Raw genomic sequence first — 1,284 nt, forward strand, 5'->3', positions numbered from 1 at the left:
GGTGGTGTCAAGCTTCTAACGCATCAGGAGCTTTTCGAACATGTCGGCCGGGGTCTGCAACTCGAGTGTGGGCCTCGGCCGCGTGTTGATCAGGTACTCTACGTGGGCGACTTCTTCATCGGTGACGTCGCGGAAGTCTGTGCCTTTGGGGAAGAACCCGCGGATGAGTCCGTTGGTGTTCTCGTTCGTCCCGCGCTGCCACGGGGAATGCGGGTCACAGAAATACACGTCCATCTTCGTCGCGGCGGTGATCTGCTTGTGCTGCCCCATCTCGACTCCCTGATCCCAGGTCAAGGACTTGCGCATCCGGGTCGGGAACTCCCCGAATCGCTCTGCGATCACCCGGGCGACGGGTTCGGGCCCATGCCCATCGGGCAGCCGGATGATCACCGCGTACCGGGTCTGGCGCTCCACCACCGTGACCAGCGCGCTCTTGTGGTCCTTCCCGATGATCTCATCGCCCTCCCAGTGCCCGGGCACACTGCGATCATCAGGGTCGAAGGGCCGGTCGGCGATATTGACCATGTCACTGATCCGGCCGCGTCGTTCCGTGCTGGAACGGGACTTCCGCTGTTTCCTGCGGGTCCGCAGGTACGTGGTGAGCTCACGTCTGAGTCCGCCCTTGGCCTGCACGTAGAGCGCTTGATAGATCGTTTCGTGACTGACTCTCATAGACACATCGTCGGGGAACTCCTCGACCAGCATCAACGCGATGAGTTTCGGTGACCATCGCTGCTGGCTGAGTTTCTCCTGCACCCAGTCCCGCAACCGGGCGTTCGTCGCGAGTTTGCACGGCCGCACCCGGTGCCGGCGATGCACCGCTTTGAGCTGGGCGCGTGCCGGGGAGTAATCGACCCCGGCCCCGACGAGCCTGCGATCACGATTCCGCGCGACCTCGCGACTGATCGTCGAGGGACTCACCCCCAGCGATGCTGCGATCGTGCGCATCGAATACCCCGCGGCCAGACCGGCGAGGATCGCTTCGCGATCCGAGATCGTCAAGTGCTGGCCCTTGCGGGCCCGTGATCCCGGAGGGATGCGCCGCGGTGGCATTCCCCCGCGGCGCGAGATGATCCGCGAGACCCAGGTCGCGGACTTCTCGACCGTGGAAGCGATCTCCTCGATCGAGAGTCCCTGCCCGCGTAGTTCCCAGACCCGGAATTCGAACTCCCACGCCAGACCGTACCGACCGACCCTGCCCGCATTCCTCGACCCGACCATCACACAACCCCTTTCGCACCTACCCTGACAACGAGTGTTGCGATGACTGTATGACGCCGGCTC

1 protein-coding gene is annotated in these 1,284 nt (G+C 63.9%); it reads right to left on the reverse strand.

The genetic code is table 11. The features are described 5' to 3' along the window. Nucleotides 1-15 precede the first annotated feature (15 nt). Nucleotides 16-1,002: an IS30 family transposase gene (locus ABD883_RS11965; RefSeq protein WP_295689632.1), complete on the reverse strand. Its 987-nt coding sequence runs from the start codon at nt 1,000-1,002 to the stop codon at nt 16-18. Between the last annotated feature and the right edge of the window lie 282 nt (nt 1,003-1,284).

It is taken from the genome of Brevibacterium pityocampae, from assembly GCF_039541555.1.
Taxonomy (GTDB): Bacteria; Actinomycetota; Actinomycetes; order Actinomycetales; family Brevibacteriaceae; genus Brevibacterium; species Brevibacterium pityocampae.